This window comes from Citrobacter freundii complex sp. 2025EL-00176, from assembly GCF_053309355.1.
Map to the genome: position 1 here is coordinate 103,222 of NZ_JBRYHT010000008.1, position 26,082 is coordinate 129,303.

Sequence of the window (26,082 nt, forward strand, 5' to 3'; positions counted from 1 at the left end):
CGACAGGATATGCTACCCTGTCGCGCATCATATTTTCTTCTGGGGAGTTTCCATGCATATCAATATTGCCTGGCAGGATGTCGACACCGTGTTGCTGGATATGGACGGCACGCTACTCGATCTGGCATTCGACAATTATTTCTGGCAAAAACTGGTGCCGGAAACCTATGGCGCGAAGCAGGGTATTTCTCCCCAGGAAGCCCAGGACTATATCCGTCAGCAGTATCATGCCGTGCAGCATACGCTAAACTGGTACTGCCTGGATTACTGGAGCGAGTGCCTGGATCTGGATATTTGCGCCATGACAACGGAACAAGGACCACGCGCCGTTTTGCGTGAAGATACTGTACCGTTTCTTGATGCCTTGAAAGCCAGCGGCAAGCGCCGTATTTTGCTCACCAACGCGCATCCGCATAACCTCGCGGTCAAGCTGGAGCATACCGGTCTGGCCTCGCACCTTGATTTATTACTTTCCACCCACACATTTGGTTATCCCAAAGAGGATCAGCGGTTATGGCACGCTGTGGCTGAAGAAACGGGAATGAGTGCAGAGAAGACGCTGTTTATTGATGATAGCGAACCCATTCTCGACGCCGCTGCTCTGTTCGGCATTCGTTACTGCCTCGGCGTAACCAATCCCGACTCAGGTATTGCGGAAAAACAGTACGCACGCCATCCGTCATTGAATGACTACCGCCGACTGATCCCCTCACTGATGTGAAGGAGACGCCATGAAAGAAAAGCCCTCTGCTGATGTCAGGCTGGATAAATGGCTATGGGCCGCTCGCTTTTATAAAACGCGTGCGCTGGCCCGTGAAATGGTTGAAGGCGGTAAGGTGCACTACAACGGCCAGCGCAGTAAGCCGAGCAAGATTGTCGAGCTGAACGCCACCCTCACCCTGCGCCAGGGAAATGACGAGCGAACGGTCATTATCAAGGCCATTACCGAGCAGCGTCGCCCGGCCACGGAAGCCGTTACGCTGTATGAAGAAACCGCGGAAAGCGTGGAAAAACGCGAAAAAATGGCGCTGGCGCGTAAACTTAACGCGTTAACCATGCCGCACCCGGACAGACGACCGGACAAGAAAGAACGCCGCGACCTGTTACGATTTAAACACGGCGACAGCGAGTGACTGTCACCTGCAAGAGAGATGATTATGCCGCAACATGACCAATTACATCGTTATCTGTTTGAAAACTTTGCCGTGCGCGGCGAGCTGGTGACCGTTTCGGAAACCCTGCAACAGATCCTCGAAAACCATACTTACCCGCAGCCGGTCAAAAACGTGCTGGCTGAACTGCTGGTCGCCACCAGCCTGCTCACCGCTACGCTGAAGTTTGCTGGTGATATCACCGTACAGTTGCAGGGCGATGGTCCGCTGAGCCTGGCCGTCATTAACGGCAATAACAACCAGCAGATGCGCGGCGTGGCCCGCATGCAGGGCGATATCCCTGAAGGCGCGGATCTGAAAACCCTGGTAGGCAACGGCTACCTGGTAATCACCATTACGCCGGAAGAAGGCGAGCGTTATCAGGGTGTGGTCGGTCTGGAAGGCGACACGCTGGCCGCCTGTCTGGAAGATTACTTCATGCGTTCTGAACAGCTGCCAACACGTCTGTTTATCCGTACTGGCGACGTCGATGGCAAACCCGCAGCTGGCGGAATGCTGCTGCAGGTGATGCCGGCGCAAAACGCGCAGGCAGATGATTTCGATCACCTGACCGCGCTGACCGAAACCATCAAAACGGAAGAGCTGTTGACGCTGCCAGCCAACGAAGTGCTGTGGCGTCTGTACCACGAAGAGGAAGTCACCCTCTACGATCCGCAGGACGTTGAGTTCAAATGCACCTGTTCACGCGAACGCTGTGCAGGCGCACTGAAAACGCTGCCGGACGAAGAAGTGGACAGCATTCTGGCGGAAGAAGGCGAGATCGATATGCACTGCGATTACTGCGGTAGCCACTATCTGTTTAACGCCATGGATATTGCTGAGATCCGCAGCAACGCTTCCCCGGCAGACCCACAGGTCCATTAAGTTTATTAGCCCGGTAATGTGCGCTGCCGGGCTAAATCCACTTGCTCATTCGCCCCCACCTGCCGCAGACCAATAGATCTCATGCTCCAGTAAGTGATTCGTGAACGTTCAACACTATCCATGTCAGCATCCAGCATCACGAGAAAGCCTCATAATCGCATCAACTTCACAATTTTGAGTATTGGCTGACCTTTTTCGGATACTGACGACGGGAAGTGAATCGATATTGTTTATGTATGAGTTACGTATTTTTCTTACGTGAATGCGATTACACTCACAAGATTCCCGCCAAAAACACTCTCTATTAACGTTTTAAGAACATTTTCCACAACAAAAAAGGGTTTCCTGCCATAATATCTGCCTCTTTGTGACAGGAGTCGCAGCGCATTCGGTCGCCTGTGATTTTGCCGGATGCGTAAATCTATGAGCCTTGTCGCGGTTAGCAATCCCAAAAAAACCTTACTATTCCAGGTAATACATATTGGCTAAGGAGCAGTGAAATGCGTGTGAACAACAGTTTAACCCCGCAAGATCTCAAGGCTTATGGTATCAATGACGTTCAGGATATCGTTTACAATCCCAGCTACGACCTGTTGTATCAGGAAGAACTTGATCCAAATCTGGAAGGTTATGAGCGTGGCGTGTTAACGGATCTGGGCGCCGTTGCTGTTGATACCGGTATCTTTACCGGGCGTTCGCCAAAGGATAAGTACATTGTCCGCGACGACACCACGCGAGATACGCTGTGGTGGTCCGACAAAGGTAAAGGCAAGAACGACAACAAACCGCTCTCCCCGGAAACCTGGCAACATCTGAAAGGGTTAGTCACCCAGCAACTCTCTGGCAAACGCCTGTTTATCGTTGACGCGTTCTGCGGCGCAAACGCCGATACCCGTCTTTCCGTGCGCTTCATTACCGAAGTGGCCTGGCAGGCGCATTTTGTCAAAAACATGTTCATCCGCCCAAGCGACGAAGAACTGGTTGATTTTAAACCTGATTTTATCGTGATGAACGGCGCTAAATGCACCAACCCGCAATGGAAAGAGCAGGGTCTGAACTCAGAAAACTTCGTGGCATTCAACCTGACTGAACGCATTCAGTTGATTGGTGGTACCTGGTACGGCGGCGAGATGAAAAAAGGGATGTTCTCCGTCATGAACTACCTGCTGCCGCTGAAAGGTATCGCCTCCATGCACTGCTCGGCAAACGTCGGGGAAAAAGGTGATGTGGCGGTCTTCTTTGGCCTGTCCGGCACCGGTAAAACCACGCTGTCCACCGACCCCAAACGCCGCCTGATCGGCGATGACGAACACGGTTGGGATGACGATGGCGTGTTTAACTTCGAAGGCGGTTGCTACGCCAAGACCATCAAACTGTCTAAAGATGCCGAGCCGGAAATCTACAACGCGATCCGTCGTGACGCGCTGCTGGAAAACGTCACCGTGCGCGAAGATGGTTCTATCGACTTCGACGACGGCTCCAAAACCGAAAACACCCGCGTTTCCTACCCGATTTATCACATCGAGAATATCGTTAAGCCGGTATCAAAAGCGGGTCATGCCACCAAAGTTATTTTCCTGACCGCTGATGCGTTTGGCGTACTGCCACCGGTGTCTCGCCTGACGGCAGATCAAACGCAGTACCACTTCCTGTCTGGTTTCACGGCCAAACTGGCCGGCACCGAACGTGGCGTCACTGAACCGACCCCAACCTTCTCAGCCTGCTTCGGCGCAGCATTCTTGTCGCTGCACCCAACACAGTATGCAGAAGTGCTGGTGAAACGTATGCAAGCGGCAGGTGCGCAGGCTTACCTGGTTAACACTGGCTGGAACGGTACCGGCAAGCGTATCTCCATCAAAGATACCCGCGCGATTATCGACGCCATTCTGAACGGTTCACTGGACGACGCAGAAACATTCCGTCTGCCGATGTTTGACCTGGCGATCCCAACCGAGTTGCCGGGTGTGGATACTCGCATTCTCGATCCGCGTAATACCTACGCGTCACCAGAGCAGTGGCAGGAAAAAGCCAACGCACTGGCGAAACTGTTTATCGAGAACTTCGAGAAGTACACCGACACCCCAGCAGGTGAAGCACTGGTTAGCGCCGGGCCGAAGCTGTAATTTTTTGATTCATTCGCTGACCCCTTATTCGAAAGGATAAGGGGTTTTTTATTGTATTTATTCTTTTAAAATGTACATGGTACACCTATAATCAGTACTATTAATTTCATGCGCAGGACGCGTCATGTTCACATTTATTGAGCTACAGGGATTTAGTAAACGCCGCCCGTTACTTTTGCCTGACGATGAGTTTCGCGCCTTTCAAGAGGCGCTTATTGAAAACCCTGAGGCTGGGGACACTATTGCTGGTACGGGGGGGGTTCAGAAAAATTCGCTGGAGTCGCTCTGGTATGGGCAAGCGTAGCGGTGTTCGGATTATCTATTACAACGTGACGCGCAAAGGTCGAATATATTTGGCCTTGCTCTACCCTAAAAATGAACAGGATGATTTAACTGAAGAGCAAAAAAAGGTTTTAATGCACTTATCCGATATGCTGATTTAATCATGGGAATTTTAATAATCAGGACACCGCGTGCCGGTGTGGTGAGGCCAAAATGAAAGACGAATTATTTGCCGATCTGCTGGCCAGTGCAGAAGAAATGGTACGTATAGAGAAAGGTGAAGAAACACCGAAGCCTGAGCATGTACATACCTTCAGCGAAATTGATGTTAAAGCCATCCGTGAAGCGACAGGGCTACGTCAACAGGATTTTGCCATCGCCGTTGGCGTGAGTTACGACCTGGTTAAAAGCTGGGAGACAAAACGACGCCAGCCGACCGGAGCACCAAGAAAACTGCTTTTATTAATTCAAAAAAATCCTTTTATAATTAATCAATTAAAGGCAATTTAAGCTAGAGTTCCCACCGTTTATCCCGTAAGCAAAGGGAGGCATTTCGCCTCCCTTTCTTATGCGTCTTTCGTGGTACCCTGCGCACGAGTGAAGGGAACCGGAAGCCAGGCGCGAATCGACAACCCACCTCGCTCGCTGGTACCAATTTCCAGCATACCGTTATGGTTATCGATAATACGCTGCACAATCGCCAGCCCCAGGCCCGTACCGCTGGTACTACGCGCGCTGTCGCCGCGGACAAACGGCTGGAACAGATGTTTACGCTGCTCCGGCTTGATACCCGGACCATCATCTTCCACCTGGAACCAGGCGCGATGCGGCTCCATACCGCTACTGACCTTAATCCAGCCGTTACCATAGCGAGCGGCGTTAACCACCATATTGGCAACCGCACGCTTGATCGAAAGCGGATGCATCTTCACCTGAATGCTGCCCGGCAGCAGCGCAGTCTCAATTTCACGCTCATAGCCGCTTTCCGCCGCGACCACTTCGCCTAACACCGAGTTCAGATCCGCCATTTCCATCGGCATCTCCTGACCGGTACGCAGGTAATCGATAAACTGCTCGATAATAGCGTTACACTCTTCGATGTCCTTATTGATGGATTCTGCGAGATAACCGTCTTCCTCGCCCATCATTTCCGTCGCCAGACGGATACGCGTCAGGGGAGTACGTAGATCATGGCTCACCCCCGCCATCAGCAGCGTACGATCATCGGCCAGTTGCTTCACGCCTGCCGCCATATGGTTAAAGGCACGGGTAACGGAACGCACCTCAGAAGCGCCATACTCACGCAACGGCGGCGGTATAATACCTTTCCCCACCTGCAACGCTGCATGTTCAAGATCCACCAGCGGTCGGTTCTGAATACGAATAAACAGCCATGCGCCGCCAATGGCCAGCAGCATGATCGCCAACGTATAGCGGAACAGCGGCGAGAAATCACCCTGATGGATTTCAGTGAGCGGCACACGTACCCAGATATTGGGCGACAGCCAGGTTTTCAGCCACACGACCGGCGAGCTTTTGTTGACCTCAACGCGGACTTCGGTCGGGCCACCCAGCTGCTGCGCCATCTGATGGCTTAAGAATTCATAGTGTTGTGCCCAACGCAGTCCGGCTTCTTCAGCGGCCTCGTTGGAATAGAGGGAAATACCCAACTCACGATAAATTTCCCGGCGGAACGCGGGCGGCACCACCAGTTGTGTACCGTCCTCCAGCTGCAGTTTATCAGTCATCAGCATACGAACTTCGTAGGCCAGGACCTTATTAAACTGCTGGAGGCTCGGCAAAATCGCGAAGTTCAGCACGACCAGGTAAGTCGTCACCAGGCTGGCAAACAGCAAGGTGACGATAAGCAATAATGTGCGGGCAAACGAACTTCGTGGCGAGAAGCGCATTCGCCTCATGCTTTAGAACCGTCCGGAACAAAAACGTAGCCCAGGCCCCAGACGGTCTGAATATAACGCGGATGCGCCGGATCTTCTTCCACCATACGACGCAGACGAGAAATCTGTACGTCGATGGAACGTTCCATCGCCGAGTATTCACGACCACGGGCCAGGTTCATCAGCTTGTCGCGAGATAGCGGCTCACGCGGATGGCTTACCAGCGCTTTCAGTACCGCAAACTCCCCACTGGTGAGCGGCATCGGCTCATCTTCGCGGAACATTTCACGCGTACCGAGGTTCAGTTTGAACTTACCAAAGGCAATAACCGCTTCTTCCTGAGAAGGTGCGCCCGGCAGTTCGTTCGCCTGACGACGCAGTACGGCACGAATACGCGCCAGCAGTTCACGCGGATTAAACGGTTTCGGAATGTAATCGTCAGCGCCAATTTCCAGCCCTACGATACGATCAACTTCTTCACCCTTCGCGGTCACCATAATGATCGGCATCGGGTTGCTTTGGCTGCGCAGGCGACGGCAAATAGACAGGCCGTCTTCACCCGGCAGCATTAAATCCAGCACCATCAGGTGGAAGGACTCACGGGTCAGCAGACGATCCATCTGCTCAGCGTTTGCGACGCTTCGAACCTGGAAGCCCTGCTCGGTCAGATAACGTTCCAGAAGCGCACGCAAGCGCATGTCGTCATCGACCACCAGAATCTTATAGTTCTCTTGCATTGTTATTACTCCCAAAGGTTCGCAACAATTAAGTGTATATTCTTAAGAAAGCTCACGTGAGTCACCAGCGAATTCTGGTATGAATTCCAGGCTAAATTGTTACAAAGCATATTAAACAGCAGCTTAAGTATACAATGTTTCTCGCAATACATTATTTATTCTGTTGATATGCTCACGTAATACTAATTGTGCGCATCATCACAGAGTCGAAGGTAAAACAATAAGATGAAAACGCCCCTGATAACCCGTGAAGGGTATGAAAAACTCAAACAAGAGCTGAATTATCTCTGGCGTGAAGAGCGCCCGGAAGTCACCAAAAAGGTCACCTGGGCCGCAAGTCTGGGCGACCGCAGCGAAAATGCCGACTACCAGTATAATAAAAAGCGCCTGCGCGAGATCGACCGCCGCGTTCGTTATTTGACCAAGTGCATGGAAAATCTGAAAATCGTCGATTACTCCCCGCAACAGGAAGGCAAAGTCTTCTTCGGCGCATGGGTCGAGATTGAAAATGACGATGGCGACATCCGCAAATTCCGCATTGTCGGCTACGATGAGATCTTCGGTCGTAAAGATTACATCTCTATCGATTCGCCAATGGCGCGGGCGCTGCTGAAAAAAGAGGTCGGCGATCTCGCGGTAGTAAACACCCCTGGCGGCGAAGCCAGTTGGTACGTAAACGAGATCGAATACGTGAAGTGAGACCGGAACAATCCGAAGCCCCCGTAGATGACTGGCATTTTTGCCAGTCAATCCGTATAACTATCCCCTGATTTTTTATCCTATAGACGAAGCTATCCATGATGAATGATTCTTTCTGCCGCATTATCGCAGGTGAAATTCAGGCTCGTGCTGAACAGGTAGAAGCTGCCGTTCGCCTGCTTGATGAAGGGAACACCGTGCCGTTTATCGCACGTTATCGTAAGGAAATCACCGGCGGTCTGGACGATACGCAATTGCGTAATCTGGAGACCCGTCTGGGATATCTGCGTGAACTGGAAGACCGCCGTCAGGCGATCCTGAAATCTATCGGCGAGCAAGGCAAACTGACCGACGATCTGGCGAATGCGATCAACGGTACGTTAAGTAAGACCGAACTCGAAGATCTCTATCTGCCGTACAAACCCAAGCGCCGCACCCGTGGGCAAATAGCCATTGAAGCTGGGCTGGAGCCACTGGCTGACCTGCTGTGGAACGAACCGTCCCACGACCCGGAAACGGAAGCCGCAAAATACCTCAACGCTGAAAACGGCGTGGCGGACACCAAAGCCGCTCTCGATGGCGCGCGCTACATTCTGATGGAGCGTTTCGCCGAAGACGCCGCGCTGCTGGCAAAAGTTCGTGACTACCTGTGGAAAAACGCGCATTTGGTTTCTACCGTGGTCAACGGTAAAGAAGAGGAAGGGGCTAAGTTCCGTGACTACTTCGACCACCACGAACCGATTTCTACCGTGCCTTCCCACCGCGCGCTGGCCATGTTCCGTGGTCGCAACGAAGGCGTGTTGCAGCTTTCCCTGAATGCCGATCCGCAATTCGATGAGCCGCCAAAAGAGAGCCACGGCGAGCAGATTATCCAGGATCATCTGGGACTGCGCCTGAATAACGCACCAGCCGACAGCTGGCGTAAAGGCGTGGTGAGCTGGACGTGGCGCATCAAAGTGCTGATGCACCTTGAAACCGAGCTGATGGGTACCGTGCGTGAACGTGCGGAAGATGAAGCGATTAACGTCTTTGCCCGTAACCTGCATGACCTGTTGATGGCCGCCCCAGCCGGACTGCGCGCCACAATGGGTCTCGATCCGGGTCTGCGTACCGGGGTAAAAGTAGCTGTGGTTGACGGTACCGGCAAACTGGTCGCTACCGATACCATTTATCCACATACCGGTCAGGCCGCCAAAGCCGCCGTCGCCGTTGCGGCATTGTGTGAAAAATACAATGTTGAGCTGGTGGCGATTGGTAACGGTACGGCGTCGCGCGAAACCGAGCGTTTCTTCCTCGACGTACAGAAACAGTTCCCGAAAGTTACCGCGCAGAAAGTGATCGTCAGCGAAGCCGGCGCGTCAGTGTACTCCGCTTCCGAGCTGGCGGCGCTGGAGTTCCCGGACCTCGATGTTTCGCTGCGTGGGGCGGTGTCTATCGCCCGTCGTCTGCAGGATCCGCTGGCTGAGCTGGTGAAAATCGATCCGAAATCTATCGGCGTGGGCCAGTATCAGCACGACGTAAGCCAGACGCAGTTGGCACGTAAGCTGGATGCGGTAGTGGAAGACTGCGTAAACGCCGTCGGCGTGGATCTAAACACCGCCTCCGTACCGCTGCTGACCCGCGTGGCTGGCCTGACGCGCATGATGGCGCAGAACATCGTGGCCTGGCGTGACGAGAACGGCCAGTTCCAGAACCGTCAGCAACTACTCAAAGTCAGCCGTCTGGGCCCTAAAGCCTTTGAACAGTGCGCGGGTTTCCTGCGTATCAACCACGGCGATAATCCGCTGGATGCCTCTACCGTTCACCCGGAAGCCTATCCAATTGTGGAACGCATTCTGGCCGCCACCGAGCAATCACTGCGCGATCTGATGGGCAACAGCAGCGAACTGCGCAATCTGAAAGCTGCTGATTTTACCGACGAGCGCTTCGGGGTACCGACCGTCACCGACATCATCAAAGAGTTGGAAAAACCGGGTCGCGACCCGCGTCCTGAATTCAAAACCGCACAGTTTGCTGATGGCGTAGAAACCATGAACGATCTGCAGCCGGGGATGATTCTGGAAGGGGCTGTCACCAACGTCACTAACTTCGGCGCATTTGTCGATATCGGCGTACACCAGGATGGTCTGGTGCATATCTCTTCACTGTCGAATAAGTTCGTCGAAGATCCCCACACCGTGGTGAAAGCGGGCGACATTGTGAAGGTGAAAGTGCTGGAAGTAGACCTGCAGCGTAAGCGTATTGCGTTGACTATGCGTCTGGATGAGCAGCCAGGTGAAACCAACGCGCGTCGCAGCGGCGGAAATAACGATCGCACTCAGGGCAATCGCCCGGCACCAAAAGCCGCGAAACCTCGTGGCCGTGACGCTCAGCCTGCGGGCAACAGCGCGATGATGGATGCGCTGGCAGCGGCAATGGGTAAAAAGCGCTAAGTTTGGATCATGTGCCGGATAGCGGTGTAAATACCGTATCCGGCATATTTACTATATTATTTTCTCTCTTCCACATTATATTTATCACTTCATTAACAGATGAAACCTTAATTAAACATTAAAGATTTCAATAATTGCTACCGCGAATCATTCGTCACCAACCAGAATAAATGTTGAGAAATATCAAAATTGGCTCAAATTATTATCTAATTGTACATTCCGTCACATTTATTCTATTGATGATAGAAACCATTCTCATTATCATTGTTTTGTTGATTATTTACTCTTTCCTTACGTTGGCTAATCATCTGGTCTCATGCCGCCCTGCCGCCCCATGAGGTAATCATCCAGTTAGCGAGATATAAGTAGGTCCCTATGCAATTCACTCCTGACAGTGCGTGGAAAATTACCGGTTTTGCTCGTGAAATCAGCCCGGCTTATCGTCAGAAACTGTTGTCACTTGGCATGCTGCCCGGCTCATCCTTCAACGTGGTTCGCGTCGCCCCGCTCGGCGATCCCATCCATATTGAAACGCGTCGCGTAAGTCTGGTATTGCGTAAAAAGGATTTGGCGTTATTAGAAGTGGAAGCGGTTTCCTGTTAATACAGTGAGTCTATAAAAATGAAAAAACTAACCATTGGTTTAATTGGTAATCCTAATTCCGGCAAGACAACCTTATTCAACCAGCTCACCGGCGCGCGTCAGCGTGTAGGCAACTGGGCTGGCGTTACCGTTGAACGTAAAGAAGGTCATTTCGCCACAACGGACCATCAGGTCACGCTGGTCGATTTACCCGGTACCTATTCACTGACGACAATCTCATCGCAGACCTCTCTCGATGAGCAAATCGCCTGTCATTACATTTTAAGCGGCGACGCGGATCTGTTGATCAACGTGGTCGATGCCTCAAACCTTGAGCGCAACCTCTACCTGACGTTGCAACTGCTTGAGCTGGGTATTCCCTGCATCGTTGCCCTGAACATGCTGGATATTGCTGAGAAACAGCAAATCCGTATCGATATCGACGCCCTCTCCGCCCGTCTTGGCTGCCCGGTGGTTCCGCTGGTCTCCACCCGCGCCCGCGGCATTGAAGCGCTGAAGCTGGCGATCGATCGCTACAAGGAAAACGACACCGTCGAACTGGTGCATTATGCCCAGCCGCTGCTGCAGGAAGCAGATTCCCTCGCTGACGCGATGGCCAAAGACATGCCGCTTAAACAGCGCCGCTGGCTGGGCCTGCAAATGCTGGAAGGCGATATCTACAGCCGTGCCTACGCCGGTGACGCCGCGCAAAACCTCGATGCCGCTATTGCGCGCCTGAGCGAAACAATGGACGATCCGGCGCTGCATATCGCCGATGCGCGTTACCAATGCATCGCCGCAATCTGCGATACCGTCAGTAATACCCTGACGGCAGAACCAAGCCGTTTCACCACCGCGGTGGATAAAATTGTCCTCAACCGCTTCCTCGGGCTGCCGATTTTCCTGTTCGTGATGTACCTGATGTTCCTGCTCGCCATTAACATTGGCGGCGCGCTGCAGCCGTTATTCGATGTGGGTTCCGTGGCGCTCTTTATTCATGGTATTCAATGGATTGGCTATACGCTGCACTTCCCGGATTGGCTGACCATCTTCCTGGCGCAAGGACTTGGCGGCGGGATCAACACCGTGCTGCCGTTGGTGCCGCAAATCGGCATGATGTACCTGTTCCTCTCCTTCCTTGAAGACTCCGGTTACATGGCGCGCGCTGCGTTTGTAATGGACCGTCTGATGCAGGCGCTGGGACTGCCGGGTAAATCGTTTGTCCCGCTGATCGTCGGCTTTGGCTGCAACGTACCGTCGGTGATGGGCGCCCGTACGCTGGATGCCCCACGTGAACGTCTGATGACCATCATGATGGCACCGTTTATGTCCTGCGGCGCACGCCTGGCGATTTTCGCCGTCTTTGCCGCGGCTTTCTTTGGTCAGAACGGTGCGCTAGCGGTCTTCTCGTTGTACGTACTGGGTATCATCATGGCGGTGCTGACCGGTCTGATGCTCAAACACACCATCATGCGTGGCGAAGCAACGCCGTTCGTGATGGAGCTGCCAGTGTACCATGTGCCGCACATCAAGAGCCTGATTATTCAGACCTGGCAACGTCTGAAAGGCTTCGTGCTGCGTGCCGGTAAAGTCATTATCATCGTCAGTATTTTCCTCAGCGCGTTTAACAGCTTCTCGCTGAGCGGGAAAATCGTCGATAACATCAACGACTCTGCTCTGGCTTCCGTCAGCCGCGTCATCACCCCCGTCTTCAAGCCGATCGGCGTTCACGAAGATAACTGGCAGGCAACCGTAGGTCTGTTCACCGGTGCGATGGCAAAAGAGGTGGTTGTCGGTACGCTGAACACGCTTTACACCGCAGAAAATATTCAGGAAGAAGAGTTCAATCCGGCAGATTTCCACCTCGGTGACGAGCTGTTCAGTGCGGTGGATGAAACCTGGCAAAGCCTGAAAGACACCTTCAGCCTGAGCGTTCTGGCCAACCCTATCGAAGCCAGCAAAGGCGACGGCGAGATGGCTACAGGCGCAATGGGCGTGATGGGCGAAAAATTTGGCAGCGCCGCCGCCGCGTACAGCTACCTGATTTTCGTTCTGCTGTATGTCCCGTGCATTTCAGTGATGGGGGCTATCGCACGTGAATCTAGCCGTGGCTGGATGGGCTTCTCGATCCTGTGGGGCCTGAACATCGCTTATTCACTGTCAACGCTGTTTTATCAGACCGTCAGCTACAAAGAGCATCCGACTTACAGTCTGGTGTGCATCTTAGCCGTCATTCTGTTTAACATCGTATTGCTGGGTCTGCTACGCCGTGCCCGCAGCCGGGTGGATCTCTCACTGCTGTCAACCAACAGAACGGCTAGCTCCTGCTGTTCCAGTACCACTGGCGATTGCCACTAAGGTTGTCAACAATGGCATCGCTTATTCAGGTTCGTGATTTACTGGCGCTGCGGGGGCGTATGGAGGCAAAGCAAATTAGCCACACGCTGCATACCCCGCAGCCAATGATTGACGCCATGCTGAATCAGTTAGAAAAGATGGGCAAAGCGGTACGGATTCAGGAAGATGCCGATGGGTGTCTGTCCGGAAGCTGCAAGAGTTGCCCGGAAGGTAAAGCCTGCCTGCGCGAGTGGTGGGCTTTGCGCTAGTTCTATGCCGGATAGCGCTACGCTAATCCGGCCTACAAATGATGCAAACGTCCAGGCCGGATAATTCGTTTATGCAGATACGCGTTACTTTAGAAACAATTCAGTTTCTGTTTTAACGCCACCAGCGCTGCGCAGAACTCCCCAGGATGTGAGATAAACGGCGCATGTGCGGCTTTGGCAAACACTAAAGATTCGCTCAGTGGCCATTGCGTATCAAGCATCGGGACGACTTTGCGCGGAACCAAACCATCAAGATAACCGTACATCCGCAGGAAAGGCATATCCACAGAGCATAACGGCTCACGCAGATCGACCGTTTTCAGGATCTCCAGCCCGCCATTAAGCACCGCGACGTCCGGCATGGGTAAAGCCAGCACCGTTTTCTTCAGCGCTCGCGCATCCTGACGCGCGGTTTCCGTGCCCATCGTTTGTAGCGCCAGAAAACGTTCCACCGTACGCTGGAAATCTTCGCTCAACTGCTGTTGGAAGCCTGCCAGCACTTCCGGCTTAATGCCCGGCCATTCATCGCGCGCGCTAAAGCAAGGAGAAGACGCGACGGTCACCAGCGCCTGAACGCGCTCAGGATGGGTCAATGCGACCTGACTTGCCACCAGACCGCCCAGACTCCAGCCGAGCCAGATAGCCTTCTTCGGCGCCTGTCTTAATACCCGCTCAGCCATCTCTTCCAGCGACATTGCGCCGAAACCCTGACTGCGACCAAATCCCGGCAAGTCGACAAGGTGCAGCGTGAAATGCGAGCTCAGTTCCTCACTTATGCAATGCCATACTTCCGCATTCAGTCCCCATCCGTGCAGCAGCACAAGATGGCAATTTCCCGAACCCTGGGTCTGCCACCAGATGTCATTCATCAGTTACTGTTCTCTTTTAGCTAACAAGGATGTCTCTATGCTAACAGTACCAGGTTTATGCTGGCTATGCCGAATGCCGTTGACGTTGGGGCACTGGGGGATCTGTTCGGTTTGCTCGCGGGCAACGCGTCAACATCTCAGCCGGTGTCCTCAATGCGGACTACCTGCCGCACATTCTTCGCTTCCTTGCGGTCGTTGCCTGCAAAAACCGCCGCCGTGGCAGCGTCTGATCGCTGTCAGCGACTATATTCCTCCGCTGAGCGGACTTATCCACCAGTTTAAGTTTTCACGCCGCAGCGAAATGGCCAGTGCACTTGCACGCCTGCTGTTACTGGAGGTGTTACAGGCCCGACGCGTCAGCGGTCTTCCTCTGCCGGACAGGATCGTTAGCGTCCCGCTCTGGCAACGCCGACACTGGCGCAGAGGATTTAATCAGAGTGATTTACTGTGTCGCCCTTTGGCGCGCTGGCTTGGCTGCGACTGGGACAGGCAGGCCATTACACGGGTTCGGGCCACCGCCACACAACACTCTCTCAGCGCCAGATTACGCAAACGTAACCTGAAAAATGCCTTTCGCCTTGAATTGCCGGTGCAGGGACTCCATATGGTTATTGTGGATGATGTCGTCACTACCGGAAGTACCGTCGCGGAAATCGCGCAGCTGCTTTTACGCAACGGCGCGGCGACTGTCCAGGTATGGTGCCTGTGTCGAACCTTGTAGAGCCTCGATGATGGGCGTATTATAACCAAGTAAAATAGTCAACTATTAGGCCATTACTATGATCCATATTTCCGATGCTGCACAAGCGCACTTTGCCAAACTGCTGGCAAATCAGGAAGAAGGGACACAAATTCGCGTATTTGTGATTAATCCCGGCACGCCTAACGCTGAATGCGGCGTTTCTTATTGCCCGCCCGACGCCGTGGAAGCAACCGACACCGCCATTAAATTTGACCTGCTGACCGCATATGTTGATGAACTGAGCGCACCGTATCTGGAAGATGCAGAAATCGATTTCGTTACCGACCAGCTAGGTTCCCAGCTGACGCTGAAAGCGCCAAACGCCAAAATGCGTAAAGTTGCCGATGATGCGCCGCTGATGGAACGCGTAGAGTACATGCTGCAATCGCAGATCAATCCACAGCTGGCAGGCCATGGTGGCCGCGTCTCTCTGATGGAGATCACCGATGAAGGCTACGCCATTCTGCAATTTGGCGGCGGCTGTAACGGCTGTTCAATGGTAGATGTAACGCTGAAAGAAGGTATCGAGAAACAGCTGCTGGCTGAATTCCCTGAACTGAAAGGGGTTCGCGATTTAACCGAACACCAACGCGGCGAACACTCTTACTACTAAGCCCCAGGCTGTAGAGTTGCCGTAGGCCCGATAAGACGCATCCGCTCGCTATCGGGCATTGATGCCGGATGGCAGCGTCAACGCGTTATCCGGCCTACAGCCCTCATTTCTCCACCTAAGCACTGCAACAATCCCCTCTATAATTTGACCCGCCTCTCATAATTTAAATTTTGCCTGCCCAGGTGATTTTCAAGCGCCGTATGTTACCCGTATCATTATTATCAGCACCTAACACACTCATAATAGCCAGCTAAACTGATTAGTTTTGAAGGTAATCAGCATTGGTGCTGTAAATACTCTGTTCCCGGTCGGGACAATCGGAATTTGTCATCTAAACACTGACGTTACCCATAACAAAGTAAAGGCCAGGTAAATCATGCCATTAGTCATCGTTGCTATCGGTGTAATCTTGTTACTCCTCCTGATGATCCGTTTCAAAATGAACGGCTTCATCGCTCTCGTCCTGGTGGCGCTTGCTGTCGGATTGATGCAAGGGATGCCACTGGATAAAGTCATCGGTTCGATTAAAGCCGGCGTCGGCGGAACCCTTGGCAGCCTCGCCCTGATTATGGGTTTTGGCGCCATGCTGGGCAAAATGCTGGCGGACTGCGGTGGCGCACAGCGCATCGCTACCACGCTGATTGCTAAATTCGGCAAAAAACACATTCAGTGGGCGGTGGTATTAACCGGTTTCACCGTCGGTTTCGCCCTGTTCTACGAAGTCGGCTTCGTACTGATGCTGCCGCTGGTGTTCACGATTGCCGCAGCCGCAAATATCCCGCTGCTGTACGTCGGCGTACCGATGGCTGCCGCGCTGTCCGTCACGCATGGCTTCCTGCCGCCTCACCCGGGTCCGACTGCTATCGCCACCATTTTCCACGCAGATATGGGCAAAACCCTGCTGTTTGGTACGATTCTGGCCATCCCGACTGTGATTCTCGCCGGTCCGGTGTACGCACGCTTCCTGAAAGGCATCGATAAGCCAATCCCGGAAGGTTTGTACAGCGCGAAAACCTTCACTGAAGAAGAGATGCCAGGCTTTGGCGTCAGCGTCTGGACCTCTCTGGTTCCGGTTATCCTGATGGCGATGCGCGCCGTCGCGGAGATGATTCTGCCAAAAGGTCATGCTTTCCTGACGGTGGCAGAATTCCTTGGCGACCCGGTCATGGCTACGCTTATCGCGGTGCTGATTGCGATGTTCACTTTTGGTCTGAACCGTGGACGTTCGATGGATCAGATTAACGACACGCTGGTGTCCTCAATCAAAATCATCGCGATGATGCTGTTAATCATCGGTGGTGGCGGTGCCTTCAAACAGGTACTGGTTGATAGCGGCGTGGACAAATACATCGCTTCAATGATGCACGGTTCGAACGTTTCTCCGCTGCTGATGGCATGGTCTATCGCTGCGGTACTGCGTATCGCGCTGGGTTCCGCGACCGTTGCAGCGATCACCGCAGGTGGGATTGTAGCGCCGCTGATTGCAACCACCGGCGTAAGCCCTGAGCTGATGGTTATTGCAGTCGGTTCCGGTTCCGTCATTTTCTCCCACGTGAACGATCCTGGCTTCTGGCTGTTCAAGGAGTACTTCAACCTGACTATCGGTGAGACCATCAAGTCATGGTCAATGCTGGAGACCATTATCTCCGTCTGCGGTCTGGTGGGTTGTCTGCTACTGGGTATGGTGGTTTAAGCGGGACAGCTTGTAGGCCGGATAAGGCAAAGCCGCCATCAGGCAATGTGCGTCAGAATTGCCTGATGGCGCTGCGCTTATCAGGCCTACGTGCTCTCACCATAAAAAAGCCGGGGACAACCCCGGCTTTATTACTTCTTCTTCGCAGCGGCTTTTCGGCGCTTATCCAAATCCTTAATCAGCTTGTTCACCCCGTCATCGGCAAACATCTGCTCCAGCGTGGTGGTGAGCTTACGCCGCCAGTTTTTGTACTGGTCGCTGGTCCCCGGGATGTTGACCGGATCCGCCATTCCTAACCAGTCCTCCGGTTGCAGGCCCAGCAGCGCACTGTTGCTGTCAGCGATGTAGCGTTGCATGCCACGATTCAGAATCGGCGTCATCGACATCAGTGAGGCCTTGTGACCGGCTCGTTTTGGCAGACAGCCATATTTGTGCAGCGCGTCCAGCAGCCCCTGTTTGGCCAGTTCTCTGTCCTGATACAAGCCACGCAGTACGACTTCATCCGGATACAGCCCCAGCGCTTTACCCAGCGTCAGATCGCCGCTATCCCAATAACCTTTAAGCGTAGGAAGGTCATGCGTCGCCGCGACTGCCATTGATTGTTCCGGGTACGCTTTCGGCGCACGGAAGTTTTTCTCATGGTCATTCTCAAAATAAAGCACTTTGTAGGAGTACACGCCGCTATCGCGCAGCTTGCTGACGATCTCCACCGGCACAGTACCCAAATCTTCACCAATCACCATGCAGTGATGACGTTTACTTTCCAGCGCCAGAATAGAAAGCAGATCGTCGACCGGATAATGCACGTAGGCACCCTGATCGGCCGTTTCACCGTAGGGGATCCACCACAGACGCAGCATCGACATAACGTGGTCGATACGCAACGCGCCGCAGTTCTGCATATTGGCGCGCAGCAGCTCGATAAACGGTTCGTAAGCGCGTGCCGTGATGATGTGCGGATCCATCGGCGGCAGCCCCCAGTTTTGCCCCAGCGGACCGAGAATATCCGGCGGCGCGCCAACCGAGGCTTTCAGGCAGTACAGCTCACGGTCACACCAGGTTTCCGCCCCCCCTTCTGCTACGCCAACCGCCAGGTCGCGATACAGCCCGATAGGCATCGCAAAACCCTGGCTGGTTTTCCAGCAGTCAGCGAACTGAGTATATGCCAGCCACTGAAGCCACAGGTAGAAGTCCACGTCATCACGATGCGCTTCGCAGAACCGTTTAACCTCTGGCGAGTCCACCGACTGGAAAGCCTCTGGCCACACCGGCCAGCCCCAGCGCAAGGCGTCCTCTTTAACCTGATGCGCATGCAGAGCGTCAAATGCTGCCTGCCAGTACAGGCTATCGCCTTCCTGAGCCACAAACTGGCGAAATGCCGCCATTTGCTCATCATCGCGCGCAGAGAAGCTTTTCCACGCCATTCGTAGCGCGGTCATTTTCAGCGCGGTAACGGCGGAGTAATCCACCCATACGGCGTCGCGCGCGCGTTGTAAAGCTTGCTGAGTCGCCGGCTTCTGCCACCAGGCCTGCGCCTCTTTACTGTGGTGGAAATCCTCTACTGCGTTGACATCAATATAAATAATATTCAGCCAGCGACGTGACGACGGGCTGTACGGGCTGGCGCTCTCCGGGTTCGCCGGATACAGCGCATGAATCGGATTCAAACCGATAAACGCGCCGCCGCGCTGCGCCACATCCACTAACATGGCGCGGAGATCGCCAAAGTCGCCAATCCCCCAGTTTTTTTCTGAACGTAGGGTGTAAAGCTGAACGCATGTCCCCCACAGTTTCTGCCCGGCCAACAACGCCTGTGGTTCATAACAGCGTTTCGGCGCCACAATGATGCGGCAATGCGTGCGCAGCTCCCCCTGAGTCAGGGTAAGCGTGTGATACCCCTCCGGCAGCTTCGCCGGAAGGTTGAAAGATTTACCGCCGAAGACATGCCCTTTGTGCTGTACGCCCTCTTCGGTGGTTAGCAACCAGTTAAACTCTCCACTTCCCTCAACCGCCAACGGCATTTTTTTACCCGCGGTATAAACCATGACGTTCGGCACCGGGGTCACCGCCACCTTGGTGGCGGCGGTGGTGCGATGCATGGCTTCCAGCAAACGCCGCTTGGTTTCGGTGCCAATAGACTGCGGTTTACCGTGGGCATTAATGTAATGAGGACTGATCCCCGCCGCCAACGCGGCATTATCCAGACGTTTGCTTTCCATCGCGATTCCTTAACGTTTCGCCTGCCAGATACGAGCCTGATAATCGCGAATGGAGCGATCCGAACTGAACATGCCGCAACGCGCGGTATTCAGAATCGCCGCCCGGGTCCAGGCTTCCTGGTCACGGTACAACACGTCAACCTGCTTCTGGGCTTCAACGTAGGCCGCGAAGTCCGCCATAACCAGATACGGATCACCGCCCTGCTTGCCAATACTGTGCAGCATCTGGTCAAAGGCATGTTTGTCGCCGTCGCTGAATTTGCCGCTTTCCAATTCTTTCAGAACCGCATCCAGCACCTTATCTTTCTTACGCCATTTCACCGGGTCATAGCCTTTCGCTTTCAGCGCTTTCACCTCTTCCACGGTATGACCAAAGATAAAGATATTCTCGTCGCCCACCTTCTCGGCGATTTCGACGTTTGCACCATCCAGCGTACCGACGGTTAACGCGCCGTTGAGCGCCAGTTTCATGTTACCGGTGCCGGAAGCTTCTTTCCCGGCGGTTGAGATCTGCTCAGAGATATCCGCCGCCGGAATCAGCATTTCCGCCGCCGAGACACAATAATCCGGCAGGAAGACGACTTTCAGCTTGTCGCCAACTTTCGGGTCGTTATTGATGGTTTTCGCCACCTTGTTGATAGCGAAGATAATGTTTTTCGCCAGGTAATAACCCGGAGCCGCTTTCGCGCCAAACAGGAAGACGCGCGGTACGCGATCGGCCCGCGGGTTCTCACGAATTTCTTTGTACAGCGCCAGAATATGCAGCAAGTTCAGATGCTGACGCTTGTACTCATGCAGGCGTTTGATCTGAATATCAAAGATTGCCTGCGGGTTGATCTCAATACCTGTCCGCACCTTCACAAATTCTGCCAGGCGCTTTTTATTCGCCAGCTTAATGTCACGATAAGTCTGACGGAACTTCGCGTCGTCGGCGTATTTTTCCAGGTTAATCAACTGGTCGAGGTCGTTGGCCCACTCTTTTTTCAGCGATTTATCCAGCAGTGCGGCAAGCGCCGGGTTGCACTGTTTGATCCAGCGACGCGGGGTAATCCCGTTGGTGACGTTATGGAATTTGTTGGGCCAGAGTTGGTGATATTCCGGGAACAGATCTTTCACCACCAGATCGGAGTGCAACGCCGCCACGCCGTTAACCGCAAAACCGCTGACCACGCACATATTGGCCATACGCACCTGCTTATTATGCACCACCGCCAGTTTCGCCCATACTTCAGCGTCACCCGGCCAGGTTTTATCGACCAGTTTCTTAAAGCGGTCGTTAATCTCTTTGATGATTTGCATATGGCGCGGCAGTAGCGCTTTCACCAGCTTCTCATCCCAGCACTCCAGCGCCTCTGGCATCAGGGTGTGGTTGGTGTACGCAAAGGTTTTGCTGGTAATGGCCCACGCATCGTCCCAGCTCATCTGGTGCTCATCAATCAGCACACGCAGCAGCTCAGGGATGGCGATAGTCGGGTGAGTATCGTTAAGCTGAATCACTTCGAAATCGGCCAGCTCATGCAGTTTACGCCCTGCCAGATGATGGCGGCGCAAAATGTCGGCTACGGAGCAGGCGCACTGAAAGTACTGCTGCATCAGGCGCAGCTTTTTACCCGCGGTGTGGTTGTCGTTCGGGTACAGCACTTTGGTCAGTTTTTCGGCGTCGATACCCTGCTGCTCAGCGCGCAGGAAATCGCCGTCATTAAATTTGGTCAGGTTAAACGGATGCGCGTGGCTGGCCTGCCACAGGCGCAGCGGTTGCGCCACACCGTTACGGTAGCCCAGAACCGGCAGATCCCAGGCCTGGCCAGTGATGGTAAACCCTGGCTCCCAGTGCCCCTCTTTGGTGACTTTACCGCCAATACCTACCTGCACGTCCAACGCCGCGTTGTGACGGAACCACGGATAGCTACCGCGATGCCAGTCGTCCGGGGCTTCCATCTGCTGACCGTCGGCAAAAGACTGGCGGAACAGCCCGTACTGGTAGTTGAGACCATAGCCCGTCGCCGACTGGCCGACCGTCGCCATCGAATCCAGGAAGCAGGCCGCCAGACGCCCCAATCCACCGTTACCTAACGCCGGATCGATCTCTTCCTCCAGCAGGTCAGTCAGGTTGACGTCGTGTGCTTTCAGCTCATCGCTTACCGCCTGATACCAGCCCAGATTGAGTAAGTTGTTGCCGGTCAGACGACCAATCAAAAACTCCATCGAGATGTAGTTAACATGGCGCTGATTTTTTGCCGGTTTCACCGCAGGCTGGGCGCTGAGTAACTCAGCCAACGCCCCACTCACTGCCTGCCACCACTGGCGCGACGTCATTTCGTGAGCCGACAGTAAACCGAAACGCTGCCACTGACGCGTCAGGGCAGCCTGAAATTGATCTTTGTTGAAGGTTGGCTGTGACATAGGGATTCCAGGTCCTTAGGTAATAAAACAACGTTATCGCTAGTTTGCCAGGCTCGTTGTTGACCTTCCTCATCCTGGCACGGATTAGGGAGGGAGGAGGAGCGGGGATGAGCATCAAAGTGTGATCGCCGCCACTTAAAGAAGAGAGTCATTGCTGATCAATACGCAGGTTCCCCACATACCTCCCTGAAATGCATAACGGTTTTCGCATTAACCTAAAAATATTAGCCAGACAATATCAAACAGTAAGATGATATTTAGAAAAAATATGTAAACAGAGAAATAGTTTCTCACCTGAAATACGTATTCTGCTTGAGTTCTTTCACATGAAAGTTTTAAGTCGAGCACAAAACTCATCGTCTTTTTATTAAACGTTACAGTAACAACATAAAAAAATGGAATCCTTCCGCTGGGTGAAAGTCACGCTGGATCCAGTCACCACGCCTGTTGCGACTCTTTAAAGAAATTATTGCAATAGATGTATGGATTTGTGACATAGTGCAAAATCAGACACACAAAAAGCCCGCTTAGCTTGCATAAAATACCAATCTGGCCGACCTTATATCTATTAATTACGAAGCGCAAAAAAAATCATTCTTCCCCATTTTCACACAGTGAAGTGACTAACTTATGTTGATTCCGTCTAAATTAAGTCGTCCGGTTCGTCTCGACCATACGGTGGTTCGTGAGCGCCTGTTGGCTAAACTTTCCGGCGCGAACAATTTCAGGCTCGCCCTGATCACAAGTCCTGCTGGTTATGGAAAAACAACGCTTGTTTCACAATGGGCGGCGGGGAAGAACGAGTTAGGCTGGTACTCTCTGGATGAAGGTGATAACCAACAGGAGCGCTTTGCCAGCTATCTGATTGCCGCGATCCAACAGGCGACCGGTGGGCATTGCACCACCAGCGAAGCGCTGGTGCAAAAACGTCAGTATGCCAGCCTGACTTCACTGTTTGCGCAGCTATTTATTGAACTGGCCGAATGGCATCGCCCGCTCTACCTGGTGGTGGATGATTATCACCTGATCTCCAATCCGGCCATTCACGAGGCCATGCGCTTTTTCCTGCGTCACCAGCCTGAAAATCTCACACTGGTCGTGCTGTCGCGTAATCTGCCGCAGTTGGGCATTGCCAACCTGCGGGTGCGCGATCAGTTGCTGGAAATAGGCAGCCAACAGCTGGCCTTTAACCATCAGGAAGCGAAACAGTTTTTCGATCGTCGTTTATCCTCCCCTATTGAAGCGGCTGAAAGCAGCCGGATGTGCGATGACGTTGCTGGCTGGGCCACAGCGTTGCAACTGATTGCACTTTCCGCCCGCCAGAACAATAACTCTGCGCACCAGTCGGCACGACGCCTCGCCGGAATCAACGCCAGCCATTTATCCGACTACCTGGTAGATGAAGTGCTGGATAGCGTTGACCTCAGCACCCGTCACTTTCTGCTAAAAAGCGCCATCCTGCGTTCGATGAACGATGCGCTGATCGTTCGGGTCACCGGCGAAGAAAACGGGCAAATGCGACTTGAGGAAATTGAGCGCCAGGGGTTATTTCTGCAGCGGATGGATGACGTCGGCGAGTGGTTCAGCTATCACCCGCTGTTTGGCAGCTTTTTACGCCAGCGTTGCCAGTGGGAACTGGCGAGCGAGCTGCCTGAAATTCACCGCGCCGCCGCAGAAAGCTGGATGGCGCAGGGTTTCCCTAGCGAAGCTATCCACCACGCGCTGGCGGCAGGCGACGCCCATATGCTGCGCGATATCCTGCTTAACCATGCGTGGGGCCTGTTTAACCACAGCGAACTGGCGCTACTGGAAGAGTCGCTGAAAGCCCTGCCGTGGGAAAGCCTGCTGGAAAATCCGCGTCTGGTTCTGCTGCAAGCCTGGCTGATGCAAAGCCAGCACCGCTACAGCGAGGTTAATACCCTGCTGGCCCGTGCGGAACAAGAAATGAAAGGCGACATGGAACCGACGCTGCACGCTGAATTTAACGCGCTGCGTGCGCAGGTAGCGATTAACGACGGTAACCCTGACGAAGCAGAACGTCTGGCAAAACTGGCGCTGGATGAATTACCCATCGCCTGGTTCTATAGCCGTATCGTCGCCACCTCGGTGCATGGTGAAGTCCTGCATTGTAAGGGCGATCTCACGCGTTCACTGGCGTTGATGCAGCAAACCGAGCAAATGGCGCGCCATCATGACGTCTGGCATTACGCGCTGTGGAGTCTGATCCAGCAAAGCGAAATTTTATTTGCCCAGGGCTTTTTGCAGGCCGCCTGGGAGACGCAGGAAAAGGCGTTCCAGTTGATCAAAGAGCAGCACCTGGAACAGCTGCCAATGCATGAGTTCCTGGTACGTATCCGCGCCCAGTTACTGTGGGCATGGGCACGTCTGGACGAAGCTGAAGCGTCTGCCCGCGCGGGCATTGAGTTGCTTTCCACATTCCAGCCACAGCAACAGCTACAGTGCCTGGCGCTGCTGATTCAGTGCTCGCTGGCACGCGGCGATTTGGACAACGCACGTAGCCTGCTCAACCGTCTGGAAAACTTATTGGGCAACGGTCGCTATCACAGCGACTGGATCTCAAACGCCGATAAAGTGCGGGTGATTTACTGGCAAATGGTGGGCGATAAAAAATCAGCCGCTAACTGGCTGCGCCACACGCCGAAGCCGGAGTTCGCCAATAACCACTTCCTGCAAAGTCAGTGGCGCAACATCGCTCGCGCGCAGATCCTGCTGGGTGAGTTTGAACCGGCGGAAATAGTGCTGGAAGAGTTAAATGAAAATGCGCGTAATCTGCGCCTGATGAGCGATCTGAACCGTAACCTGCTGCTGCTTAATCAGCTGTACTGGCAGGCAGGACGCAAAAATGACGCGCAGCGCGTCTTACTTGAAGCGCTGCAACTGGCCAACCGCACCGGATTTATCAGCCACTTTGTTATCGAAGGTGAGGCGATGGCGCAGCAGTTGCGCCAACTGATTCAGCTCAATACCCTGCCGGAACTTGATCAGCACCGCGCCCAGCGCATTTTGCGTGAGATTAACCAGCACCACCGCCACAAATTCGCCCACTTTGATGAAGGATTCGTTGAACGTCTGCTTACCCATCCGGAAGTGCCGGAGCTTATCCGCACCAGCCCGCTGACCCAGCGCGAATGGCAGGTTCTGGGACTGATTTATTCAGGCTACAGCAACGAGCAGATCGCCGGTGAGCTGGCCGTGGCGGCCACGACCATTAAGACGCACATCCGCAATTTGTACCAAAAGCTCGGCGTCGCCCACCGCCAGGATGCGGTGCAGCATGCGCAAAAACTGCTGAAGATGATGGGCTATGGAGTGTAGTTCATGCCTGATGCGCTACGCTTATCAGGCCTGGAGTTAACTTAACATAGCTCTAACTGAATATGGTGGTCGGCAATAACCTGCATCACGCCGGCTGGCGGTAGCGTGTCGGTATACACCGCATCCACCATGCTGATACTGCCCATATTCACCATCGCGTTACGTCCGAACTTCGAGTGATCCACCACCAGCATAACGTGACGTGAGTTCTCAATGATCGCGCGTTTGGTGCGCACTTCGTGATAATCAAATTCCAACAGAGAGCCATCGCTGTCGATGCCGCTGATCCCCAGGATGCCGAAGTCCAGACGGAACTGGGAAATAAAGTCGAGGGTCGCTTCGCCCATAATGCCGCCGTCACGGCTACGCAGTTCGCCCCCGGCCAGAATAATGCGGAAATCCTCTTTCGCCATCAGCGTGTTCGCCACATTGAGGTTATTGGTCACAATGCGTAAGTTGCTGTGATTAAGCAGCGCATGCGCCACCGCTTCCGGCGTGGTGCCGATATCAATAAACAGCGTTGAACCGTTAGGGATCTGCGTGGCAACTTTGCGCGCAATGCGCTCTTTTTCTGCCGTCTGCGTCGCTTTACGGTCATGCCATGGGGTATTGACCGAGCTGGATGGCAACGCCGCGCCGCCGTGGTGACGCAAAATCATATTTTGATCGGCCAGGTCATTCAGATCCCGGCGAATCGTCTGCGGACTGACGGAGAAATGCTCCACCAGCTCCTCGGTACTGACGTACCCCTGTTTTTTTACCAGCTCAATGATCGCGTCATGTCGTTGTGTTTGCTTCATTATTGTTCCCTG

20 protein-coding genes and 1 pseudogene are annotated in these 26,082 nt (G+C 53.6%); 15 read left to right on the top strand and 6 right to left on the bottom strand.

What is annotated here, in order from left to right; translation table 11 throughout:
- The first annotated feature begins 52 nt into the window (after nt 1-52).
- From yrfG to nadS, 6 genes and pseudogenes are all read left to right on the top strand, one after another.
- Nucleotides 53-721 carry a GMP/IMP nucleotidase gene (gene yrfG, locus ACVXHP_RS16270; protein ID WP_042311923.1) on the top strand — a complete coding sequence of 223 codons (669 nt, stop codon included), beginning with the start codon at nt 53-55 and terminating at the stop codon, nt 719-721.
- Nucleotides 722-731: 10 nt separating this feature from the next.
- Complete coding sequence (gene hslR / locus ACVXHP_RS16275) at nt 732-1,133, top strand: ribosome-associated heat shock protein Hsp15 (protein WP_200008714.1); 402 nt, start codon at nt 732-734, stop codon at nt 1,131-1,133.
- 24 nt (nt 1,134-1,157) lie between these two features.
- On the top strand, nt 1,158-2,036 hold the full coding sequence (hslO, locus tag ACVXHP_RS16280; protein WP_016157640.1) for an Hsp33 family molecular chaperone HslO: 879 nt from the start codon (nt 1,158-1,160) through the stop codon (nt 2,034-2,036).
- Between the two features lie 500 nt (nt 2,037-2,536).
- The gene (gene pckA / locus ACVXHP_RS16285; RefSeq protein WP_200008715.1) at nt 2,537-4,159 is read left to right on the top strand and encodes a phosphoenolpyruvate carboxykinase (ATP); all 1,623 of its coding nucleotides are present in this window, start codon (nt 2,537-2,539) and stop codon (nt 4,157-4,159) included.
- A gap of 124 nt (nt 4,160-4,283) precedes the next feature.
- Nucleotides 4,284-4,602: pseudogene (locus ACVXHP_RS16290) on the top strand (type II toxin-antitoxin system RelE/ParE family toxin).
- Between the two features lie 52 nt (nt 4,603-4,654).
- The gene (nadS, locus tag ACVXHP_RS16295) at nt 4,655-4,951 is read left to right on the top strand and encodes a NadS family protein (protein ID WP_003837894.1); all 297 of its coding nucleotides are present in this window, start codon (nt 4,655-4,657) and stop codon (nt 4,949-4,951) included.
- Between the two features lie 56 nt (nt 4,952-5,007).
- On the opposite strand, the gene envZ is transcribed toward nadS, so the two are convergent.
- The gene (gene envZ, locus ACVXHP_RS16300; RefSeq protein WP_200008717.1) at nt 5,008-6,360 is read right to left on the bottom strand and encodes a two-component system sensor histidine kinase EnvZ; all 1,353 of its coding nucleotides are present in this window, start codon (nt 6,358-6,360) and stop codon (nt 5,008-5,010) included.
- A complete protein-coding gene (gene ompR, locus ACVXHP_RS16305) occupies nt 6,357-7,076 on the bottom strand; it encodes an osmolarity response regulator transcription factor OmpR (protein ID WP_001157751.1) in 720 nt (239 codons plus the stop codon). Before ompR ends, envZ begins: the two co-directional genes overlap by 4 nt.
- 225 nt (nt 7,077-7,301) lie before the next feature.
- Between ompR and greB the strand changes: the two genes are divergently transcribed.
- The 5 genes from greB to feoC all read left to right on the top strand — a co-directional run bounded on the left by greB (nt 7,302) and on the right by feoC (nt 13,395).
- On the top strand, nt 7,302-7,775 hold the full coding sequence (gene greB, locus ACVXHP_RS16310) for a transcription elongation factor GreB (RefSeq protein ID WP_003023524.1): 474 nt from the start codon (nt 7,302-7,304) through the stop codon (nt 7,773-7,775).
- A gap of 98 nt (nt 7,776-7,873) precedes the next feature.
- Nucleotides 7,874-10,207, top strand: a complete 2,334-nt coding sequence (locus tag ACVXHP_RS16315) for a Tex family protein (protein ID WP_304702737.1) — start codon at nt 7,874-7,876, stop codon at nt 10,205-10,207.
- 375 nt (nt 10,208-10,582) lie between these two features.
- Nucleotides 10,583-10,810, top strand: a complete 228-nt coding sequence (gene feoA / locus ACVXHP_RS16320) for a ferrous iron transporter A (RefSeq protein WP_003023519.1) — start codon at nt 10,583-10,585, stop codon at nt 10,808-10,810.
- A gap of 18 nt (nt 10,811-10,828) precedes the next feature.
- The gene (gene feoB / locus ACVXHP_RS16325; RefSeq protein WP_137361517.1) at nt 10,829-13,147 is read left to right on the top strand and encodes a Fe(2+) transporter permease subunit FeoB; all 2,319 of its coding nucleotides are present in this window, start codon (nt 10,829-10,831) and stop codon (nt 13,145-13,147) included.
- 11 nt (nt 13,148-13,158) lie between these two features.
- Entirely contained in the window at nt 13,159-13,395 is a 237-nt protein-coding gene (gene feoC / locus ACVXHP_RS16330; RefSeq protein WP_038634895.1) for a [Fe-S]-dependent transcriptional repressor FeoC, read from the top strand.
- Between the two features lie 89 nt (nt 13,396-13,484).
- On the opposite strand, the gene bioH is transcribed toward feoC, so the two are convergent.
- Complete coding sequence (gene bioH, locus ACVXHP_RS16335; protein ID WP_447571819.1) at nt 13,485-14,264, bottom strand: pimeloyl-ACP methyl ester esterase BioH; 780 nt, start codon at nt 14,262-14,264, stop codon at nt 13,485-13,487.
- Nucleotides 14,265-14,301: 37 nt separating this feature from the next.
- On the opposite strand from bioH, the gene gntX reads away from it, so the two are divergent.
- From gntX to gntT, 3 genes are all read left to right on the top strand, one after another.
- Nucleotides 14,302-14,985, top strand: a complete 684-nt coding sequence (gntX, locus tag ACVXHP_RS16340) for a DNA utilization protein GntX (RefSeq protein ID WP_304702733.1) — start codon at nt 14,302-14,304, stop codon at nt 14,983-14,985.
- A 58-nt stretch (nt 14,986-15,043) separates the two neighbouring features.
- Nucleotides 15,044-15,619 (top strand): Fe-S biogenesis protein NfuA, encoded by a 576-nt coding sequence (nfuA, locus tag ACVXHP_RS16345; RefSeq protein ID WP_003023509.1) that lies wholly within the window; start codon nt 15,044-15,046, stop codon nt 15,617-15,619.
- 376 nt (nt 15,620-15,995) lie between these two features.
- A complete protein-coding gene (gene gntT / locus ACVXHP_RS16350; protein WP_003023507.1) occupies nt 15,996-17,312 on the top strand; it encodes a gluconate transporter in 1,317 nt (438 codons plus the stop codon).
- Between the two features lie 131 nt (nt 17,313-17,443).
- On the opposite strand, the gene malQ is transcribed toward gntT, so the two are convergent.
- Both malQ and malP read right to left on the bottom strand, forming a co-directional pair.
- The gene (gene malQ / locus ACVXHP_RS16355; protein WP_447571820.1) at nt 17,444-19,531 is read right to left on the bottom strand and encodes a 4-alpha-glucanotransferase; all 2,088 of its coding nucleotides are present in this window, start codon (nt 19,529-19,531) and stop codon (nt 17,444-17,446) included.
- Nucleotides 19,532-19,540: 9 nt separating this feature from the next.
- Nucleotides 19,541-21,934: a maltodextrin phosphorylase gene (gene malP, locus ACVXHP_RS16360; protein ID WP_447571821.1), complete on the bottom strand. Its 2,394-nt coding sequence runs from the start codon at nt 21,932-21,934 to the stop codon at nt 19,541-19,543.
- Between the two features lie 630 nt (nt 21,935-22,564).
- Here malP and malT point away from each other — a divergent pair.
- Complete coding sequence (gene malT, locus ACVXHP_RS16365; RefSeq protein WP_304702730.1) at nt 22,565-25,270, top strand: HTH-type transcriptional regulator MalT; 2,706 nt, start codon at nt 22,565-22,567, stop codon at nt 25,268-25,270.
- Between the two features lie 41 nt (nt 25,271-25,311).
- Here the strand turns inward: malT and ACVXHP_RS16370 are convergent, their stop codons facing one another.
- Nucleotides 25,312-26,070 carry a DeoR/GlpR family transcriptional regulator gene (locus ACVXHP_RS16370; RefSeq protein ID WP_003023499.1) on the bottom strand — a complete coding sequence of 253 codons (759 nt, stop codon included), beginning with the start codon at nt 26,068-26,070 and terminating at the stop codon, nt 25,312-25,314.
- Nucleotides 26,071-26,082 lie beyond the last annotated feature (12 nt).

Bases quoted from the DNA above. Each gene is read 5' to 3' on its own strand.
- yrfG (WP_042311923.1), top strand. From the start codon at position 53: ATGCATATCAATATTGCCTGGCAGGATGTCGACACCGTGTTGCTGGAT.
- hslR (WP_200008714.1), top strand. From the start codon at position 732: ATGAAAGAAAAGCCCTCTGCTGATGTCAGGCTGGATAAATGGCTATGG.
- hslO (WP_016157640.1), top strand. From the start codon at position 1,158: ATGCCGCAACATGACCAATTACATCGTTATCTGTTTGAAAACTTTGCC.
- pckA (WP_200008715.1), top strand. From the start codon at position 2,537: ATGCGTGTGAACAACAGTTTAACCCCGCAAGATCTCAAGGCTTATGGT.
- nadS (WP_003837894.1), top strand. From the start codon at position 4,655: ATGAAAGACGAATTATTTGCCGATCTGCTGGCCAGTGCAGAAGAAATG.
- envZ (WP_200008717.1), bottom strand. From the start codon at position 6,360: ATGAGGCGAATGCGCTTCTCGCCACGAAGTTCGTTTGCCCGCACATTA.
- ompR (WP_001157751.1), bottom strand. From the start codon at position 7,076: ATGCAAGAGAACTATAAGATTCTGGTGGTCGATGACGACATGCGCTTG.
- greB (WP_003023524.1), top strand. From the start codon at position 7,302: ATGAAAACGCCCCTGATAACCCGTGAAGGGTATGAAAAACTCAAACAA.
- ACVXHP_RS16315 (WP_304702737.1), top strand. From the start codon at position 7,874: ATGATGAATGATTCTTTCTGCCGCATTATCGCAGGTGAAATTCAGGCT.
- feoA (WP_003023519.1), top strand. From the start codon at position 10,583: ATGCAATTCACTCCTGACAGTGCGTGGAAAATTACCGGTTTTGCTCGT.
- feoB (WP_137361517.1), top strand. From the start codon at position 10,829: ATGAAAAAACTAACCATTGGTTTAATTGGTAATCCTAATTCCGGCAAG.
- feoC (WP_038634895.1), top strand. From the start codon at position 13,159: ATGGCATCGCTTATTCAGGTTCGTGATTTACTGGCGCTGCGGGGGCGT.
- bioH (WP_447571819.1), bottom strand. From the start codon at position 14,264: ATGAATGACATCTGGTGGCAGACCCAGGGTTCGGGAAATTGCCATCTT.
- gntX (WP_304702733.1), top strand. From the start codon at position 14,302: ATGCTAACAGTACCAGGTTTATGCTGGCTATGCCGAATGCCGTTGACG.
- nfuA (WP_003023509.1), top strand. From the start codon at position 15,044: ATGATCCATATTTCCGATGCTGCACAAGCGCACTTTGCCAAACTGCTG.
- gntT (WP_003023507.1), top strand. From the start codon at position 15,996: ATGCCATTAGTCATCGTTGCTATCGGTGTAATCTTGTTACTCCTCCTG.
- malQ (WP_447571820.1), bottom strand. From the start codon at position 19,531: ATGGAAAGCAAACGTCTGGATAATGCCGCGTTGGCGGCGGGGATCAGT.
- malP (WP_447571821.1), bottom strand. From the start codon at position 21,934: ATGTCACAGCCAACCTTCAACAAAGATCAATTTCAGGCTGCCCTGACG.
- malT (WP_304702730.1), top strand. From the start codon at position 22,565: ATGTTGATTCCGTCTAAATTAAGTCGTCCGGTTCGTCTCGACCATACG.
- ACVXHP_RS16370 (WP_003023499.1), bottom strand. From the start codon at position 26,070: ATGAAGCAAACACAACGACATGACGCGATCATTGAGCTGGTAAAAAAA.